Here is a 17,767-nt window from a genome sequence, read left to right as displayed (position 1 = left end):
CCTTCAGGCTTTCTCAAGCTCTGGCCTGGTCTCGGTAAACCGCCGGGTCTCATAGGCATCAACCAAGCCTTGAACTGCTGCACGCTCCATCTCCTGAACCGAGGGGGTGCCGTTTTGGGCATCCGCCCTGCAAAGCACCATGCCTGCCTCAACCGAGATGTAACCCGCCGTGGTCTTCAGAGCTTTGTGGTTAATGCCGTCGAATACGCGGCGAAAAGCTGTTGTGGAGCAATGATCGCTGTTTGGGAAGTGAGCGATAATCGCGTACTGGTTGTCGCCCACGCGGCACAGGGAGTCCATGGGCCGGATCAGGTGGCTCAGGCGGCGGGCGATGCCAACGGCCAGCTCACTCATCACCGAGGGAGCGTGCTTACGCTTGAGTTCCTGCCAGTTGCGAATGCCGCAGAGCACATAGGCAGAAGCACCGCCTCGGGATTCCGCCTGCCGCAGGCATTTGCCCAGCTTATTCCGGGCATAACGGTTGTTGCAGAGGCCCGTTTCAAGATCAATGATGTTGCTGCTTTCCAGTTCGCGGTTGTTCTCGATCAACAGGGAATTGGCGCGCAGCAGGGTGTTCTGGCGGTCCGCCATGCGGTCGGCCGCGAAAATCCTTGGGATCAGCTGCTTGGTCATGTCCGATTTATAGATGAAATCGTCGACGCCCCGGTCGAATGCTTCTGACAGGGCCTCCACACTCTCCCGGGCGGTGAGCAGGATCACGTAGGTGTAGTGGTTGTTCTGCTCATCCTGCTGGCGGACCTGATCGGTCAGCTCCAGCCCGTCCATCTCCGGCATCAACCAGTCGGCAATCAACACACTGACTGGGCGTTGGTCAATAAACTCAAGCGCGGCAGGGGCATTGTTGGCGATTCGCACGTCGCGGTACCCTGCATTGCGGAGGGTTCGGCCCACCACCATACTGCTGAATTTGGCGTCGTCTACCACGAGGATGGGAAGATCAAGATTTGGCATTGTTAACTACTACTCACCAGTCCATTGTCAGATGCGGTGCCGGCCCGGTCTTGGTATGCTTTGGCACCTTGCGCAACCAGAAGGGCACCAGTATAGCGTTTTGTACGTGCCCTGACGTGGATAATTGTAAAAAGTGAGAACACATCATGCCTTCTTTTGACATCGTTTCTGAAATCGACATGCACGAAGTGACCAACGCCGTGGACCAGGCCAAGCGCGAGCTGGGCAATCGCTGGGACTTCAAGAACGTGGAAGCGGACATCGAACTGGACGACAAAGGCATCACCATCAGCGCCGAGCAGGAATTCCAGTTGGAGCAGTTGATGGACATGCTGCGCATGGCCTTCGCCAAGCGCAATATCGATTCCCGGGCGCTGTCCGAAGACGGAGAAAGCAAAGCCGGCAAACTGGTCAAGCAGCATCTGCAATTGAAGCAGGGAATCGAAACCGACATGGCCAAGAAGATCGTCAAGATGATCAAGGACGGCAAGCTCAAGGTCCAGGCCAGCATCGAAGGTGACAAAGTGCGGGTGAAAGGGAAAAAACGTGATGACCTGCAGACAGCCATTGCCCTTTTGAAGGAAGCAGAGCTCGATATTCCTCTCCAGTTCAACAACTTCCGCGACTGATCGGGGAGCAGCACCATTTTATACGGCTTGAACCGGACCCTGCTGAAAGAAACACTCGACACCTACACCCGGTGGCAGGTTATTGCGCTTCTGTTTCTGGGCTTCTCGGCGGGGCTGCCATTCCTGCTGGTGTTCTCCACCCTGAACGCAAGGCTTGCGGATGTCGGTGTGGAGACCGCCACCATTGGGTTCTTCAGCTGGCTTGGGATTACCTACTCCATCAAAGTGTTCTGGGCGCCAATTGTCGACCGGCTGAAGTTGCCGATTCTCGACAGACTGTTGGGAAAACGCCGAAGCTGGATTTTGCTCGCCCAGACGGGCATTGCCAGCGGCCTTTATCTGATGGCTCACGTGGACGCCACGGCAGCGCCTGAGATGATGGCCTGGTGCGGACTGCTGGTGGCCTTTTCCTCCGCTACGCAAGATGTGGCCATTGATGCCTATCGGATTGAAATTGCCGAAGAGCGGCTCCAGGCGGCATTGGCAGCTACCTATATCTTCGGCTACCGGTTGGCATTGTTGGTGGCTGGTGCGGGAGCCTTGTACTTGGCAGAGTTCTGGTCCTGGCAGGTGTCTTACGAGGTGATGGCTTTGCTGGTTGGTGTGGGCATGGCCACCGTGCTGATCGTAAGGGAGCCTGAGGTCAATCACTTTGCCGCTGCGCAGGACATTGCCGGAAAAATTGAGCAGGAAGCGGCGAAGCGCACCCACCTGAACCCACGCCTGGCGAGGTTTGTCGGGTGGTTTTACGCGGCGGTCGCCGGGCCGTTCCTGGATTTTTTCCGGCGCTACCGGGAACTGGCCATCCTGATCCTGATCACCGTGGCGGTCTACCGAATATCGGACATCGCCATGGGCGTGATGGCCAATCCGTTCTACCTCGATTTCATGGGGTTCTCCAAGACCGAAGTGGCGGACGTTACCAAAGTCTTCGGCTTCTTCATGACAATCGCCGGGTCGCTTCTGGGTGGCGTGCTCGTTGTGCGTTATGGCGTTCGCCGCATGCTGCTGACCGGCGCCGTCATGACCGCCGCGACCAACTTGCTGTTCGTGGTACTCGCTCAGTACCCCCCGGACCTGGGCACCCTGGCGCTCGTGGTCAGTGCTGACAACCTCAGCGGCGGCATCGCCAACGTGGCCCTGATAGCTTGGCTATCCAGCATGACCAGTGCTTCGTTCACTGCCACGCAGTACGCTCTGTTCAGTTCCTTGATGACGTTGCCCGGAAAATTCCTCGGTGGCTTTTCCGGCATTGTCGTGGCCGGTTATGGGTACGCGGAATTCTTCCTGCTGGCCGGGCTGATGGGCGTCCCCGCCATACTGCTCGCCATCTACATGATGCAAAAAGGCGAACGCCTGGACGCCTTGGCGCCTCGCAACGAGACGGCCGAGTCATCATGACCGAACCCACCAAAGACCAGAAAATCTGGCAGGTTGTTGCCGCTATCCCCCCTGGCTGCGTAGCCAGCTACGGCCAGATCGCAGATATGGCCGGCCTGGGCCGGCAGGCCCGGTACATCGGTAAAGCTTTGGGAAAACTCCCAGAAGGGCACGCCATTCCCTGGTATCGCGTGATCAGAAGCAATGGCCAGATCGCATTCCCCATCGGCAGCGAGGCGTATGAGAAACAGGCCCAAAGCCTGCGGGAAGAAGGCGTTCTGGTGGTTGATGGCAGGATTTCGATGAAGCAATTTCAGTGGCGCCCGTGACTTCTAGTGTGGTGTAGCTTGGAGTCACGTAGCGATCCCACCAGAAGTTAAGTCGGGCAGGGGGCGGTGCCAAATTTTTCTGCCAGAAAAAGATGTCCGAGCAAAGCGAGTTCTTTTTCCAAGAAAAATCTGGCACCACCCCCTAGCCAGCCCCAAACCCTTAAGGCTAGGGAACAGGGAGCAAAGCTCAAACCCTAGAGCCGCAAAGCCCCGTCAACCTCAATCATCCGCCCCGACATATAGTCATTCTCAAAAATAAACGCCGCCGCAGACGCAATTTCCTCCGGCTTACCCATACGCTTCAGGGGAATGCCAGCGGTCATCTTCTCAAGGGCTTCCGGTTTCATCGAAGCCGTCATCTCAGTCTCGATAAAGCCAGGCGCAATGCCCATGCACCGAATGCCATAACGGGCAAGCTCTTTGGCCCACACCGGCACCAATGCCGAAACCCCCGCCTTGGCGGCAGAATAATTGCTCTGGCCCATATTCCCCGCACGGGAAATCGACGCAATGTTGATAATCGCACCCTGATCGCCATTCTTGATCATCTGCGTAGACGCCTCACGGCCGCACAGGAAAACCCCCGTCAGATTCACATCAATCACCGACTGCCACTGCGACAGCTCCATGCGCTTCTCAACCTGGCCGTCCTTAACCTTCACCATCAGCCCATCCCGAAGGATGCCAGCGTTGTTAATCAACCCATTAAGCTGACCAAAATCCGCTACGATAGCCTCAAATGTCTGCTCGACATCGTCTTCCTTGGCAACATTGCAGATATAGGTTCTGGCATCGCCACCGGCTTTCTTACAGGCGGCTGCAGCCTCTTCCAGCTTCTCCGGCATCAGATCAATCAGCGCCAGACGAGCCCCTTTGGCTGCCAGATACTCAGCCATGGCTCGGCCCAAACCCTGGCCGCCGCCAGTAATTGCGATCACGGAATCTTGAAGTTTCATGTTTTGCCCTAAGGTTAAGCATTAGCGGAAGCGGCGAGTATATCAGAGGTTTTTACGGTCGCAGCAACCAGACCAACGCTCATCCACGGAGGCTCCCTTGGGCATTTTTCTGTTTTTATTCATTGTCATGCCCATCGTCGAAATGACGATATTGATCAAAGTTGGCACCATGATTGGCGCCCTGAATACCATTGGCCTTGTCCTCTTGACGGCCATCATTGGTGCCGCGCTGCTGAGGCAGCAAGGGCTCGCCACCTTGTTGAAAGCCAATCAGAGGCTCAATAGTGGTGAGTTGCCAGCGAAGGAAGTGGCGGAAGGCCTGATTCTGGCCGTGGGCGGCGCCCTGCTGCTGACGCCGGGATTCGTCACCGACACCATTGGCTTCCTTTGCCTGATTCCGGGCACCCGCCACTGGTTCGCCGCCCAGGCCCTGAAGCGAATGGTGGTGGCCGGCCAGTCCGGCGGTTTCACATTTACCGCAGGCCAGCAGGGGCCTTTCCAGGGGCAGGGGCCCTTTGGTGGCCGCGAAGGGCCGTTCGGGCGTCAAAATCCTTTCGACAGGAACGATGACATTATTGAAGGGGAATACCGCGACGAAACCGAGCGCGACTACGATCGCCTGAACCGGAATACCGAAGGCCGAGAGGATAGTGATCACGGCGATGGCGGTCCGAAAAAAAACTGAAAAATTTTTCAGGGGAAGTGTTGAAAACGCATCGGCCACCCCCACATAGGTTTCACAAGTTCGCTGCGGGCTAATAACCGCTGTAAAACAGTTGGTTAAAAGCCCCGGCTTTTAACGCAACCATCATTGCCAAACCTAACCTGACATTGGAGATATCGAGCAATGAAAATTCGTCCGCTACACGATCGTGTTGTCGTGCGCCGTAAGGAAGAAGAAGAGAAAACAGCTGGTGGCATCGTACTGCCGGGTAATGCCAAAGAGAAGCCGTCCCAGGGTGAAGTTATCGCCGTAGGAAATGGCCGTATTCTCGACAATGGCGAAACCCGTGCGCTGGCGGTAAAGGTGGGTGACACCGTGGTCTTTGGCCAGTACGCCGGTAACACCGTAAAGGTTGACGGCGAAGACCTGCTCATCATGAGCGAAAACGACATTTTCGGCGTTCTCGAGTAAACGCTCGGTTACGCAGCAATCCGATTGAACGATTGAATTGGGTTTAACGAACAGGAATAGATGACATGGCAGCAAAAGACGTTAGATTCGGTGACAGCGCCCGTAAACGCATGGTTCAGGGTGTTAACATCCTGGCGGACGCAGTTAAGGTAACCTTGGGCCCGAAAGGCCGCAACGTTGTTCTGGACAAGTCCTTCGGCGCACCAACCGTCACCAAGGACGGCGTATCCGTCGCCAAGGAAATCGAGCTGAAAGACAAGTTCGAGAACATGGGTGCCCAGATGGTCAAGGAAGTTGCTTCCCAGGCCAATGATACCGCCGGTGACGGCACCACCACGGCGACCGTTCTGGCACAGGCCATTGTTCGTGAGGGCATCAAGGCCGTTACTGCCGGCATGAACCCGATGGACCTCAAACGTGGCATCGACAAGGCGACAATCGCAGCAGTACAGGCCATCCGTGACCTGTCCAAGCCCTGTGACGACAGCCGCAACATTGCCCAGGTAGGCACGATCTCCGCCAACGGCGACGAGACCATCGGCCAGCTTATCGCAGACGCGATGGAGAAAGTGGGTAAGGAAGGCGTTATCACCGTTGAGGAAGGCCGTGGCCTGGAAGACGAGCTGGACGTAGTGGAAGGCATGCAGTTTGACCGTGGCTTCCTGTCTCCGTACTTCATCAACAACCAGGAAAACATGTCCACCGAACTGGATGACCCGTACATCCTGCTGGTTGACAAGAAGATCTCCAACATCCGTGAGCTTCTGCCCGTTCTGGAATCTGTGGCCAAGGCTGGTAAGCCTTTGCAGATTATTGCTGAAGACATCGAAGGTGAAGCGTTGGCGACCCTGGTCGTGAACAACATGCGCGGCATTGTGAAAGTAAATGCTGTAAAAGCACCCGGCTTCGGTGACCGCCGCAAGGAAATGCTGCAGGACATCGCTATTCTGACTGGCGGCACTGTTATTTCCGAAGAAGTCGGCCTGTCTCTGGAAAACACCACCATTGATGACCTGGGTACTGCCAAGCGTGTCAACGTCACCAAGGAAAACACCACCATTATTGGCGGTGCTGGTGCTCAGGGTGATATCGAAGCCCGCGTTGAGCAGATCCGTAAGCAGATTGAGGACAGCTCTTCCGACTACGACAAGGAAAAGCTCCAGGAGCGCGTGGCCAAGCTGGCTGGCGGTGTAGCCGTCATCAAGGTTGGCGCCGGTTCTGAAGTGGAAATGAAAGAGAAGAAGGCCCGCGTTGAAGACGCTCTGCACTCCACCCGCGCTGCGGTTGAAGAGGGCATTGTGCCGGGCGGCGGTGTCACCCTGATTCGCGCCATTGCGGCTCTGGACAAGGTTGACGCCATCAACGAAGAGCAAAAGGCGGGCGTTAACATCCTGCGCCGTGCCATGGAAGCTCCGCTGCGCCAGATCGTGACCAACGCCGGTGGTGAAGCCTCCGTTGTTGTGAACAAGATCATGGAAGGCGAAGGTGCCTATGGCTATAACGCCTCTACCGAAGCGTTCGGTGACATGCTGGAAATGGGTATCCTTGACCCGGCCAAAGTGACCCGTTCCGCGCTGCAGGCAGCCGCTTCCGTGGCTTCCCTGATCATCACCACTGAGGCGATGATTGCGGACGAGCCGGAAGAAGAAGGCGCCGGCGGCGGTATGCCGGACATGGGTGGCATGGGCGGAATGGGAGGCATGGGCGGCATGATGTAGTAATGCCGACCGGACCCGGACCAATTCTCAATTTCTGAGGAATGGCCCCATAAACCCGGAAAACCCCGCATTGGTTCACACCGATGCGGGGTTTTTTGTTTTTTTGTCATGAACTTGCGAAATGGCTTTGCTAGACTCGGCAACCGGCCATTTATCTTTGTGACACTGTATGAGCGAAACCCCAGCAAAAGCCTTTCTCAGACCCGGCAAAGTGTTCCTGCTGACCTTGGCCGGTGTGCTGGTTTATCTGGTGGCGCTGGTGGTTCTCGTACCGGCCGGATGGCTTTGGCATCAGGCGTCTGCCTATGTTGCGCTTCCGCCGGAAGTCCAGGTCAGTCAGGTGTCTGGCAGGGTCTGGTCAGGCGCTGCCGGCGTGGTGGTCGCCGGTTATCCTGTGAGGCTTGAGTGGCGGCTGGGCATGCCGTCCGTTTCTGGATTATCGTTACCCGTCGATTTTTCAGTGTCGTCGTCACAGTCTTCCGTGGATGGCAATGTTAGTCTCGGGTGGCAGGGGGCAGGCACCCTCAACGCCAGTGGCCATCTGGCAGTCGCTGAATTTGAGGACCTGATCCGACGCAGCGGTGGAGCAGTCATCGAAGGTGACGTCACCATTGATCGATTGGTGTTGTCGTGGCAGGACAACCGCGTGACCCAGGCCGACGGCGTTGGCCGCTGGGCAGGAGGCCAGGTTACCTGGCCCATGGGGAATAATATTGGCCAGGCAGATTTCCCGCCCATGCTGGCGACGATGGACAGTACGGCCGATGGCGTTGCGCTGGTCATCTCGGAGCAGGGCGGCGATGGCCCCGCGGCGGATGCCGAGATTCGCTGGAACGGTATGATGGAGTTGCGAGTCTATAAACGCATGATCGACCTGGCCGACCAACCCTGGCCAGATTCTGCTAACCCCAGTGATGTCGTCTTCAGGGTCAAGCAGCCCTTGATTCCAGGAGGTGCTCTGTGACAGCAATGGCGGCTGTTATCGGTAGCCGGCGACTGCCCCGGTTGCTGGCCAATTTGTTACTGGCGGGCCTCGTGGTTTATGTTGCCCTGGTACTGGCGCAGACAACCTGGCTCATCGCCTGGGATGACCGCCCGGTGGCCATGGCACCCGCCTCTGACAGCCGCGCGAGCGCTTCAGGTGGCGGCCGATTACAGCCACTGGCGGCCCATCAGGTGTTTGGCAGGGCGGAAGAGCAAACCCGTGTCGCAGAAGTGGTACGCCGGTCGGCACCGGAAACCAGGCTCAACCTCAGGCTTGAAGGTGTGCTGGTGGCAGAGCGCCCGGAGGACTCCGGTGCTATAGTTGCGGGAAGCAATGGAGTAACTGAGCACTATCGTGTGGGTGAGGTCTTGCCCGGTAACGCCGAACTGGCGGAAGTGGAACCAGGCCGGGTGCTGATTCGCAGGAATGGGCAATACGAAACCCTGACGTTTGAAGAACAGCTTTCCACTGGCCTGGTTGAGGGCGTGGAAGAAGATTTGGCGGAACCGGCGTCTTCGCCGGAGCAGTTCCTGAGTGAGGCACGGGAACAGCTTGATTCCCAGGGAGTTGCGGCGCTTGCACCATACGGGCTTAGCCCGACCGGGGAGGGAGGTACGTCCGGTTATGTGTACGATGGTTCCAATGCCATGCTCAATGCTGTCAACCTCAGGGCCGGTGACGTCATCACTGCCGTCAATGGCCAGCGGCTGGGGGATCTTGAGCAGGATATGATGCTTTTTGAGAATTGGCGGTCTGAGCCGCAATTGGAAATAGAAATTGAACGGGACGGATCCATTCTGACCGTGAGCTATGCCATACCTGAACAGTGGCGATGAACGGATTTAACGATACAGGACAATAACGCCAGATGCTTAACCACAGATCCAAATTATTCCGGGCCTTTGTTCTGGCCCTGCTGATGCCCCTGATGTCTGTTGCTTACGGGCAGGAAACGGAGACCTGGCGACTGAACCTCAAGGACGCCGACATTCGCGCCTTTGTGACCCAGGTGGCCGATATCACCGGCTACAGCTTTGTTGTGGATCCACGGGTAAAGGGAAAGGTGACCGTCCTGTCCAGCGCCCCCATGAACAAGGACGAGATTTACGACCTGTTCCTGGCCGTGTTGCAGGTGCATGGCTTCACCGCCATTCCCGGCGAGGAAGTGATCAAGGTGGTTCAGCAGGTGGACGCCAAACAATCCGCTGAGTCGCTGGAGCGGTTTACGGAGGTGCCCTCAGAGCAGCTGATTACCCGTGTTATTCAGATCGATAACGCCAATGCCCTCGAACTGGTGCCCATCCTGCGCCCGCTCGTGGCCAAGTATGGCCACCTGGCGGGGGTGGCGGCCGCCAACGCCCTGATCGTCAGCGACCACTCTTCCAATATCCAGCGCATCGAACAGATTGTGAGAGAGCTCGACAGTCCGTCCAAATACGAGGTGGAGGTGATCCAGCTCGAAGAGGCCTGGGTGGGCGATATGGTCGAGTTGCTGCAGGAACTGGCTCCGGCGGAATTGGGCCAGGGTGGTGGCGATAACGCTGCCCGCAAGTACAGCGTAACGGCCGATGAGCGCAGCAACCGGCTTATTCTCAGGGGTGATGAAACCTTCCGTGACAAGATGAGGGAGCTGATCAGGAAGCTGGACCAGCCCTCAGCCACCGGCGGTACGACCAAGGTCATTCGCCTGAGCCACGCGGACGCGGAGAATCTTACTGAGATTCTCAAGGGCGTGATGGGTGAGGTGGCCAAGGAATCTTCCGGGGGGGCTGGTGGTGCTGGCGGCAGTGCCGGAAGCGGACGTAACACCAACTTTTCCGTTTTCGCCGACGAGGGGCTGAACGCGCTTGTGGTACGCGGTGAACCGTCGATGATGCAGGAAGCTGAAATGATCGTTAAGGCCCTGGATGTTCGCCGTGCCCAGGTAATGATTGAGGCGGCCATCGTCGAAATCAGCGACGAGCTGGGGCAGGATCTGGGCGTCCAGTTGGCACTGGGTGATGAATCCGGCGAGTCTACGCCAATAGCCGGCACCAACTTCAACAACGTCGGCCGAAGCCTGGGCGACGTATTGGGTGCGATCCTTTCTGATTCGGTGATTGCACCGGCCACCGGCGGTATTACCATTGGCGCAGGCCAGCGGAATGAAAACGGCGTTTCCTGGGGCGTGCTGCTGCAGGCTCTGTCGACCTCGGCGGCGGCAAATCTGCTGTCTACTCCCAGTATCATTACCCTGGATAACCAGGAATCCGAAATCATCGTTGGCCAGAACGTACCTTTCCGTACCGGTCAGTCCACTGTCACAGGTGACGGTACAACCAACCCATTTACCACGATTGAGCGTCGCGATATCGGTCTCACCCTGAAGGTGACACCCACTATCAGCGCCGATGGTCTTGTACGGTTGGTGGTGGAGCAGACCACCGAGAATATTGGTGACAGCGTGGAGTCCGCCTCCGATATCATTACCAACAAGCGTGAAATCAAGACTACGGTCCTGGCAGATGATGGTGAAACCATCGTTCTGGGTGGTTTGACGACCGATGATTTGCAGGTGAATAAGAGTAAGGTTCCCCTGCTGGGCGACATCCCGGTGTTGGGGCGTCTGTTTTCCTCCGAATCCGAGCGCCGGGTGAAACGTAACCTGCTGGTGTTCCTGCGCCCGACGATCATGCTTGGCAAGGCCGATGCTGTAGCCGCCACGGATGAGAAATTCCAGAGCTTGTGGGAGATCAATCTCGGTGTGCGCAAGAAGCTGGGCCTGCCAGACCCGGAAGGACCGCCAACGAAAGACTCGCTGTTCCGGCCTCAGCCTGACTGATTGGCCAAGGGGCTGATCTCAGGCTGCCAGTGGCGGCATCGGGCAGTCCAGTTGATCCGCCACCAGGCGGATCAACTCATATTCCGTGGTCTTGATCTCTCCATCCGCAAGCACGCAATGGCCGCAAGCGTCGAGAATTGCCGGTTTTAGCAGCGGCGACAGGGTGTTTAGCACCAAAAGCGCATCCCGCAGATGCTTGATCGACACCGTCTCCAGAAGTTCCGGCTCCTTACGTCCGTCGGTAAAACCTGCCATCGCCTCAGTGAACAGTCCCTGGCTGTCGATGCCCTGACGAGCACCCGCCCGGGCCATCAGGCTGAACAGCACTTGCAACTCGTCGGTTACTGTCCGGTAGCTGCGGTGGCGTACCGGAACCGGGCGGGCCGAGTCTCCCGCCAGGTGGCGTCGAAGAAAGGTATGCATGGCCAGTTCGTAGAGGCTCAGACGGTTGTCTGCCCTGATCAACACCTCCGTACACGACATTAACTGGTTGCGCTCATCCGGATCGAGCTTTCTCAGGGCCGGCATGGCCAGTTCCAGCGCCGGGAATCGTACTGCCTCGCCCAGTGAGGTAAGGGCGGGCAGCAGTTTGTTCAACAGGTCGGCGTTGGGCGCAAAGAGGGCGTTGGCGGTGACCAGCGCCAGCCGTTTCTGTTGCGATGACTCAGGAAGCTGGTAGATCAGTAGCGCATAGCACAGCTGAATGGCGCCGGCCCGGGTGTAAAGCAGGTTGCGAAATGTTGATGGCAGTCGGTTGAGAAGGTCCACGGCGTAGTCTTCGCTGCGTTTGTTGACGGTGCCTACCGTTGTTGAGATATCTGCCGATGGCCGGGTGTTCAGGGGCGATGTGGAGGCGCGAGGGCTGGCTGCGCTGAAGCCGGAAACCGCTCCATGGGCCGTATCTGCACTGGTTTCGGAGGTTTGGTGCGAGCCCATGGATCGAAGGGCACTTCCCGGTTCGCTGTCTCTAAGCCTGCTGCGAAGGCGGGCAAACATACCCGGCTGGATGGCTTCGATACGCTCCTGAACCGGAGGGTGGGACGCCAGCAATGCTGCAAATTTCATGCGTGCGCTTTCGCCAAAACACATGTGGTTCATGTCACTGGCATGGCTGGTGGTGTCCAGATAGCCCCCTTTGAGGCCAATCTTGAACAGCGCGCCGGCAATGCCTTCGGGGTTACGGGTGAATTGTACCGAGGAGGCATCCGCCAGCATTTCCCGTTGCCGTGATACCGCGGACTGAATCAGTCTTCCGAAGAATACGCCCACATAGCCGATTACCAGCAGCGCCAAACCTACCAGCCCGAAAACAGCCTGGCCCCGACGGTCACGGGATGAGTGGCTGGATACATGGGAGCGGTGGAAGGATGCCCTGAGCAGGAAGGCACCGATCTGTCCGATCATCAGGATGCCGGCCAGGATGGCGATCAAACGGACATTCAGACGCATATCGCCGTTGAGAACATGGCTGAACTCGTGACCAACGACGCCCTGGAGCTCATCACGGGTGAGTTGTGTCAGGGCCCCATGGGTCACCACCATGACCGCCTCGCCGGGCGTATAGCCGGCCACAAAGGCGTTGATGCCGGTCTCGTGGTCCATCACGTAAAGCTCGGGCACACTGATGCCGCTGGCGATGGACATTTCTTCCACGATATTGCGAAGCCTACGCTCGTCGGTGTCCCTGGTGGCGGGGTCAATCGCACGGGCGCCGACCATTTTTGCAACACGCTCGCCACCGCCCGACAGGTCCGCCCAGCGGATCAGAGAGCCAATACCGATCAGGGCAACGACCGCTATCGCTGTATACAGCCCATGGCGGCTCAGTAGCCAGTCGGCAAACGCCAGCCCGGTGTATTCGCTGCGGGTTACCAGATAACCCACCAGACAAACCAGGAGCGTGATGATCACGACCGCGGCCAGAAACAGAGCCACCAGCAAGCCCGTGTTGCGACGGGCGCTGGCCTGGCGCTGGAAAAAACCGGGATGTGCCATGGCAACGGGCCTCAGAAGGCGACTTTCGGCGCCTGACGGGCCTCAGGAGATTCCAGCTCCAGCTGGGAGGAAGGTTTGAAAGCGAACAGTCCGGCCACGATGTTGTTGGGGAACTGTTCACGGAAGATGTTGTAGCCCATGACGCCATCGTTGTAGGCCTGGCGGGCAAAGGAAACCCGGTTCTCTGTGCTGGAAAGCTCTTCCATCAACTGCTGGATGGTTTCGTTGGCTTTAAGCTCTGGGTAGTTTTCCGCCACGGCGTAAAAGTTGGCGAGCGCCTTAGAGAGCATGTTCTCGGCGCTTCCCAGGCGCTGGATTTTGCCTCCATCTGCTGGGTCGCCCGCAGCGTCCTTCTGAGCGCTGACCGCATTATTCCGGGCTTCCATCACTTCGGTAAGGGTGTTGCGCTCGTGGGAAAGGTAGGCCTTGGCCGATTCCACCAGGTTGGGAATCAGGTCGTGGCGGCGCTGGAGTTGAACATCAATCTGGGCAAATCCGTTCTTGAACTGGTTTCTCAGGGATACCAGGCGGTTGTAGATAAACACGATGTAGACAACAACGACTGCAATAACAATCAGGCCGATCAGTGTGGTTCCCATGGGCGGCTCCTTGCGTTCCTGGTGGGGTGACTCAGTGGTCAGACATTATTCTCGACAATTTTGTTGTGAAAGCCAGCAACAAATACCTCGAAATCGTGGGGTTTGAGCGGCTTGCTGAAGTAGTAGCCCTGGGCCAGTTTGCAGCCACGCTGCGCGAGGTAGTATTCCTGTTCAGCTGTCTCAACGCCTTCAGCCACCACCGTCAGATTCAGGCTCTTGCCAAGGTCGATGATGGTGTTGGCAATGCGGGTGTCTTCCTCGTTGACAAGCAGGTCATGAATGAACTGCTTGTCGATTTTCAGATGCTGGACCGGCATGCGCTTGAGGTAGGTCAGGGAAGAGTAACCGGTACCGAAATCATCCACCGCTATGCTGATGCCCGCTTTATGCAGGCGTTTCAGCTTCTTCACGGCGTCTTCCAGATTGGTCATGAAACTGGTTTCGGTCACTTCCAGTTCAAGACGTCCGGCGGGGATGTTGTGGCGTTTCAGGGTATCCAGAATCTCGTCCACGATGTGGTTCTGACGTAATTGTACCGCTGAAAGGTTGATCGCAATGCGCAGGGGCATGCCGTCTCTGGCCCAGCGCGCCGCCTGCCAGCAGGCCTGATCCAGAACCCACTGGCCGATTTCCACGATACTGCCGTTCATCTCGGCCACCGGTATGAAGTGATCCGGTGGCACAAGGCCCTTCTCTGGATGTTCCCAGCGAATCAGAGCTTCCGCCCCGATAATCCGGTGGGTTTCCAGGTTGATCTGTGGTTGGTAAACCAAGTGGAACTGCTGGTTGTGGAGCGCGATGGAGAGATCTTTCTCAAGCTGTTTACGTTCACGAATTTCCTGGTCAACGCTGGCAACGTAGAACTGGAAATAATTGTGTCCGCCTTCCTTGGCCAGGGCCATGGTTTGTTCGGCGTTTTGCAGCAACCTGTCGGCTTGACTCGCGTCTCCTGGAAATAGGGCGATGCCGAGGGTGGCGGTCATGGTGATGGTCTGCTCATCGAAGATCATCGGGCTGCTTAGGGTGGCCAGTATACGGTCGGCAGTGTCGGCGGCCTGAAATCCGTCTCTCAATCCCTTCTCCACCACAACAAACTGGTCGCTGCCCAGTCGGGCGATGGTAAAGCGCGTACCGCCGAGCTTCTGCGTAAGGCGATCGGCCACGGTTTGCAGGATCATGTCGCCGGTGCGGAAACCGCACTGCTCGTTGATGGACTTGAAGTCATCGATGCCACAACAGATCAGTGACAGGACCAAGTTGTCATCACTGGCGTCTGCAATATCGGCCTGGAGCAACTCCATGAAGGTGTCTCGGCTGGGCAGGCCGGTTAGCTGATCGTACCTTGAGAGCCGGGTAACACGATCTTCTGCTTCCCGGTGGCGGGTCTGGCTGTCGCCAATCGCAACCAGGAGGTTGTTGGTGGCGTTGACCCAAAGGCCCAATTCATCTTTCTGATGGCCGTGAGGCAGGTGGATCAGATTGTCATCGGGGTGATCCGGGTTGACCTGTTTAACTGAGCGTACAATTCGTAGCAGTGGGCGCGTCAGCAGTAGATGGAAAACCACAAACAGCACCATTCCGAGAATGACGGCAATAGCGATGCCGGAGGCGAAGGTGATGGAAGCGCGCTCAAGCCAGGTTCGGGCAGCCGGACCGGTGTCGTACTTTAGTTCAAGGTAACCGTAAACATTGCCGGTGCCAGTGTCCCGGGAAAGCTCTTTGCGATAGTAACGTTCAGATTCAAAAATCGGGTCCGTAATCCGGCGGGAGGCGCTTTCTTTCAAAGGGCGGTCACGGCTGCCGAGAGGTTCGCCGTCGGGGTGGGTAATGCGTGCGACACGCATGGCTTCCTGAGCAAACAGGCCGTCGACCACCTGTTGGGCAAGGTCAGCATCGATACTGAAAACGGCCTGGGTTGATGCGTCCTTGACCAGTGCCATGGTTTGCCGCGCCTGATCATCGAGAGACTGCGATACCCGTCCGGCATCAAGGATGACCTGCACGGTGCTGACGATGACCCCACTAATTAACGCCACGGCGAGTACCCATCGCAGCACCCGGTACCCCAGGCGATGTTCTACCTCATAAGAATTTTGCATGGAGGCCTGTTTGATTCGTTCCAACTGAATGAGACCCGGTATCGCTCACCTGGGGCAAAGGGGCTCTCGGCTGACATATTCTTTTTCAAGTATGGTTCAGTTTTTACCTACTGTACCCAGTATCGGCAATTCTTCCAGATAATTCAGGCTACGGGTGTATCAATTTGTAAGATCGTTTGTATCACAGATACGAAAACGCCCGCGAAGTGCGGGCGTTTTTGCGTGCAGGTTGTGGCCTGCAAGGTATCCGAAGCGCTGTTATGCCAGGTTTTCGTTGACGAAATCCCAGTTAACCAGTTTCCAGAACGCTTCCAGATAATTCGGACGGGAATTGCGATAGTCGATGTAGTACGCGTGTTCCCAGACGTCGACCGTCAGTACCGGCTTGTCGGCGGTTGTCAGCGGCGTTTCGGCATTGCTGGTATTAACAATGGCAACGCTGCCGTCGGCCTTCTTCACCAGCCAGGTCCAGCCTGAACCAAAGTTGTTGGCGGCCTTGTCGTTAAATTCTTTCTTGAAGTCTTCGAAAGAACCAAAGGCTTTTTCGATCGCGTCCTTGGCCGCTCCCGTAGGCTCACCACCACCGTTCGGGCTCAGGCAGTGCCAGTAAAAGGTGTGGTTCCAGACCTGGGCAGCGTTGTTGAACAGTGGGCCGCTGGCGCTCTTGATAATGTCTTCGAGCGATTTGTTGGCGTTGTCGGTGCCTTCGACCAGACCGTTGAGCTTGGTTACGTAAGTGTTGTGGTGCTTGCCGTAATGGTACTCAAGAGTCTCCTGAGAGATGTGTGGTTCCAGTGCGTTCTTTTCATAGGGCAGTGCGGGAAGTTCAAATGCCATGAGGTCGTTCTCCCTGATTCTCTCTGTTTATGTGTATGTAAGCCATTATTAAATATAGGGGCGCTTTGAGTTATATCAACCCCTTGTGTGCACCCTGCCTACTGCTCAGACAGGGTGCTCTTAAACTCTGGACAACCGGGTAAAAACTGGGCGCAGTTCTTTACCCGCCAGACCAATTCTTCGTAGCTGTCCGCCAGAACGGTCACATGGCCAAGTTTCCGGCCCGGGCGCTCGCCTTTATTGTAGAGGTGTACATGAGCGTAAGGCAGTTCAAGGATTCGTTCAATGTCGCCATGCTCGGCAATAATGTTGATCATGCAGCTGACACCTCGAGCGTCGGTGCTTCCCAAGGGGTGGCCGCTCACGGCGCGGATGTGGTTCTCGAACTGGCTGGTCATGGCACCCTCGATGGTCCAGTGCCCAGAGTTGTGGACCCGCGGTGCCATTTCGTTGGCGACCAGACCTTCGGCGGTTTCAAAGAGTTCAAGCGTTAGTACGCCGACGTAATTCAGTTCGTTCAGCAGCGCCTTGATGTAACGTTCTGCGTCTTCCCGGACATGTTTTTCCAGCTTTGGTGCCGGAGCAATGGAATAACGCAGGATGCCTTCGTGATGAGCGTTTTCCGCCATCGGATAGAAGGCCAGTTCGCCAACCTCGGCACGCACGGCAATAATGGAGACTTCGCGGCGAAACTCGACGAATTTCTCGACGATCAGACGCGGATGACCAATGGATTTCCAGGCCTCTGCTGCGTCTTCCGGTGAACGAAGAACTGCCTGTCCCTTGCCGTCATAACCTTCGGTGTTGGATTTGGCAACCACCGGGCAACCGAGTTCTTCGGCAGCGGCCTGCAATGACTCTGCGCTGTCTGCAATTCTCCATTCTGGTGTGGGAATGCCAAGCTCGCCAAAGAGCGTCTTTTCAGCTTCTCGATTCTGGCAAACCTGCAGCGCTCGGGGGCAGGGGTGAACCGGCTTTTCTTTGGCAATTCGCTCTGCTACGTCCACCGGCAAGTGTTCGAACTCATAGGTGACCCGATCTACCCGGGAAATGAGGTCGTCCAGGTATTGACCGTCTCGATCAATAATCACTTCACCCAGCCCGGCACTGGGATTACCGGACATATCATAGAAAACAAACGTCTTGGCCAACGGGTAGCCAGCCAGAGCCAACATCCGGCCAAGCTGACCGGCCCCTAAAACACCAATTCTCATTCGTTGTCTCCTGCCTTTAATTAGTAGGCATCTGCATTAGTTCGGGGAGTGGGTGGGGGATGCTTTCCAAAACTGTGTGGAGCCATGGATGGCGGAGC

16 protein-coding genes are annotated in these 17,767 nt (G+C 56.9%); 9 read left to right on the top strand and 7 right to left on the bottom strand.

The window, feature by feature from the left end; all coding sequences use genetic code 11:
- Positions 1-3 precede the first annotated feature (3 nt).
- Entirely contained in the window at positions 4-972 is a 969-nt protein-coding gene (locus tag B3M52_RS01500; protein WP_007155700.1) for a response regulator, read from the bottom strand.
- A gap of 146 nt (positions 973-1,118) precedes the next feature.
- Here B3M52_RS01500 and B3M52_RS01495 point away from each other — a divergent pair, with 146 nt between their 5' ends.
- From B3M52_RS01495 to B3M52_RS01485, 3 genes are read left to right on the top strand one after another with little or no spacing between them, the layout of a single operon-like run.
- Positions 1,119-1,601 (top strand): YajQ family cyclic di-GMP-binding protein, encoded by a 483-nt coding sequence (locus tag B3M52_RS01495; RefSeq protein ID WP_075196455.1) that lies wholly within the window; start codon positions 1,119-1,121, stop codon positions 1,599-1,601.
- 27 nt (positions 1,602-1,628) lie between these two features.
- Positions 1,629-3,002 carry an AmpG family muropeptide MFS transporter gene (locus tag B3M52_RS01490; RefSeq protein WP_414673591.1) on the top strand — a complete coding sequence of 458 codons (1,374 nt, stop codon included), beginning with the start codon at positions 1,629-1,631 and terminating at the stop codon, positions 3,000-3,002.
- Complete coding sequence (locus B3M52_RS01485) at positions 2,999-3,310, top strand: MGMT family protein (RefSeq protein WP_075196454.1); 312 nt, start codon at positions 2,999-3,001, stop codon at positions 3,308-3,310. Before B3M52_RS01490 ends, B3M52_RS01485 begins: the two co-directional genes overlap by 4 nt.
- A gap of 194 nt (positions 3,311-3,504) precedes the next feature.
- Here the strand turns inward: B3M52_RS01485 and B3M52_RS01480 are convergent, their stop codons facing one another.
- Positions 3,505-4,266, bottom strand: a complete 762-nt coding sequence (locus B3M52_RS01480) for an SDR family oxidoreductase (protein WP_075196453.1) — start codon at positions 4,264-4,266, stop codon at positions 3,505-3,507.
- 97 nt (positions 4,267-4,363) lie between these two features.
- Here B3M52_RS01480 and B3M52_RS01475 point away from each other — a divergent pair, with 97 nt between their 5' ends.
- The 6 genes from B3M52_RS01475 to gspD all read left to right on the top strand — a co-directional run bounded on the left by B3M52_RS01475 (position 4,364) and on the right by gspD (position 10,925).
- Positions 4,364-4,951, top strand: coding sequence for an FxsA family protein (locus B3M52_RS01475; protein ID WP_036210095.1), 588 nt, complete (start codon positions 4,364-4,366; stop codon positions 4,949-4,951).
- A 162-nt stretch (positions 4,952-5,113) separates the two neighbouring features.
- A complete protein-coding gene (gene groES / locus B3M52_RS01470; RefSeq protein ID WP_007155569.1) occupies positions 5,114-5,401 on the top strand; it encodes a co-chaperone GroES in 288 nt (95 codons plus the stop codon).
- Positions 5,402-5,466: 65 nt separating this feature from the next.
- Positions 5,467-7,119: a chaperonin GroEL gene (gene groL, locus B3M52_RS01465; protein ID WP_036210097.1), complete on the top strand. Its 1,653-nt coding sequence runs from the start codon at positions 5,467-5,469 to the stop codon at positions 7,117-7,119.
- A 169-nt stretch (positions 7,120-7,288) separates the two neighbouring features.
- Positions 7,289-8,083, top strand: coding sequence for a type II secretion system protein N (gene gspN / locus B3M52_RS01460; RefSeq protein WP_075196452.1), 795 nt, complete (start codon positions 7,289-7,291; stop codon positions 8,081-8,083).
- Between the two features lie 5 nt (positions 8,084-8,088).
- The gene (locus B3M52_RS01455; RefSeq protein ID WP_036210102.1) at positions 8,089-8,940 is read left to right on the top strand and encodes a type II secretion system protein N; all 852 of its coding nucleotides are present in this window, start codon (positions 8,089-8,091) and stop codon (positions 8,938-8,940) included.
- Between the two features lie 32 nt (positions 8,941-8,972).
- Positions 8,973-10,925 carry a type II secretion system secretin GspD gene (gspD, locus tag B3M52_RS01450; protein ID WP_075196451.1) on the top strand — a complete coding sequence of 651 codons (1,953 nt, stop codon included), beginning with the start codon at positions 8,973-8,975 and terminating at the stop codon, positions 10,923-10,925.
- Positions 10,926-10,943: 18 nt separating this feature from the next.
- Here gspD and B3M52_RS01445 read toward each other — a convergent pair whose 3' ends face one another.
- From B3M52_RS01445 to B3M52_RS01425, 5 genes are all read right to left on the bottom strand, one after another.
- The gene (locus B3M52_RS01445) at positions 10,944-12,920 is read right to left on the bottom strand and encodes a M48 family metallopeptidase (RefSeq protein ID WP_075196450.1); all 1,977 of its coding nucleotides are present in this window, start codon (positions 12,918-12,920) and stop codon (positions 10,944-10,946) included.
- A gap of 11 nt (positions 12,921-12,931) precedes the next feature.
- Positions 12,932-13,519 carry a LemA family protein gene (locus tag B3M52_RS01440; protein WP_041332466.1) on the bottom strand — a complete coding sequence of 196 codons (588 nt, stop codon included), beginning with the start codon at positions 13,517-13,519 and terminating at the stop codon, positions 12,932-12,934.
- Between the two features lie 38 nt (positions 13,520-13,557).
- The gene (locus B3M52_RS01435; RefSeq protein WP_075196563.1) at positions 13,558-15,618 is read right to left on the bottom strand and encodes a putative bifunctional diguanylate cyclase/phosphodiesterase; all 2,061 of its coding nucleotides are present in this window, start codon (positions 15,616-15,618) and stop codon (positions 13,558-13,560) included.
- A gap of 258 nt (positions 15,619-15,876) precedes the next feature.
- The gene (sodB, locus tag B3M52_RS01430; RefSeq protein ID WP_036210113.1) at positions 15,877-16,455 is read right to left on the bottom strand and encodes a superoxide dismutase [Fe]; all 579 of its coding nucleotides are present in this window, start codon (positions 16,453-16,455) and stop codon (positions 15,877-15,879) included.
- A gap of 98 nt (positions 16,456-16,553) precedes the next feature.
- The gene (locus tag B3M52_RS01425; protein WP_041332467.1) at positions 16,554-17,669 is read right to left on the bottom strand and encodes a 5-(carboxyamino)imidazole ribonucleotide synthase; all 1,116 of its coding nucleotides are present in this window, start codon (positions 17,667-17,669) and stop codon (positions 16,554-16,556) included.
- Positions 17,670-17,767: the final 98 nt, after the last annotated feature.

Origin of the sequence: Marinobacter sp. UBA2688, assembly GCF_002352785.1 — a bacterium.
In the GTDB taxonomy this organism is placed as follows: Bacteria; Pseudomonadota; Gammaproteobacteria; order Pseudomonadales; family Oleiphilaceae; genus Marinobacter; species Marinobacter salarius.
The sequence above is the reverse complement of the archived record's forward strand: the minus strand, read 5'-3'. Positions and strand labels throughout refer to the sequence as shown.

Coding starts and splice junctions, on each gene's coding strand:
- B3M52_RS01500 (WP_007155700.1), bottom strand. CDS start 972: ATGCCAAATCTTGATCTTCCCATCCTCGTGGTAGACGACGCCAAATTC.
- B3M52_RS01495 (WP_075196455.1), top strand. CDS start 1,119: ATGCCTTCTTTTGACATCGTTTCTGAAATCGACATGCACGAAGTGACC.
- B3M52_RS01485 (WP_075196454.1), top strand. CDS start 2,999: ATGACCGAACCCACCAAAGACCAGAAAATCTGGCAGGTTGTTGCCGCT.
- B3M52_RS01480 (WP_075196453.1), bottom strand. CDS start 4,266: ATGAAACTTCAAGATTCCGTGATCGCAATTACTGGCGGCGGCCAGGGT.
- groES (WP_007155569.1), top strand. CDS start 5,114: ATGAAAATTCGTCCGCTACACGATCGTGTTGTCGTGCGCCGTAAGGAA.
- groL (WP_036210097.1), top strand. CDS start 5,467: ATGGCAGCAAAAGACGTTAGATTCGGTGACAGCGCCCGTAAACGCATG.
- gspN (WP_075196452.1), top strand. CDS start 7,289: ATGAGCGAAACCCCAGCAAAAGCCTTTCTCAGACCCGGCAAAGTGTTC.
- B3M52_RS01455 (WP_036210102.1), top strand. CDS start 8,089: ATGGCGGCTGTTATCGGTAGCCGGCGACTGCCCCGGTTGCTGGCCAAT.
- gspD (WP_075196451.1), top strand. CDS start 8,973: ATGCTTAACCACAGATCCAAATTATTCCGGGCCTTTGTTCTGGCCCTG.
- B3M52_RS01445 (WP_075196450.1), bottom strand. CDS start 12,920: ATGGCACATCCCGGTTTTTTCCAGCGCCAGGCCAGCGCCCGTCGCAAC.
- B3M52_RS01440 (WP_041332466.1), bottom strand. CDS start 13,519: ATGGGAACCACACTGATCGGCCTGATTGTTATTGCAGTCGTTGTTGTC.
- B3M52_RS01435 (WP_075196563.1), bottom strand. CDS start 15,618: ATGCAAAATTCTTATGAGGTAGAACATCGCCTGGGGTACCGGGTGCTG.
- sodB (WP_036210113.1), bottom strand. CDS start 16,455: ATGGCATTTGAACTTCCCGCACTGCCCTATGAAAAGAACGCACTGGAA.
- B3M52_RS01425 (WP_041332467.1), bottom strand. CDS start 17,669: ATGAGAATTGGTGTTTTAGGGGCCGGTCAGCTTGGCCGGATGTTGGCT.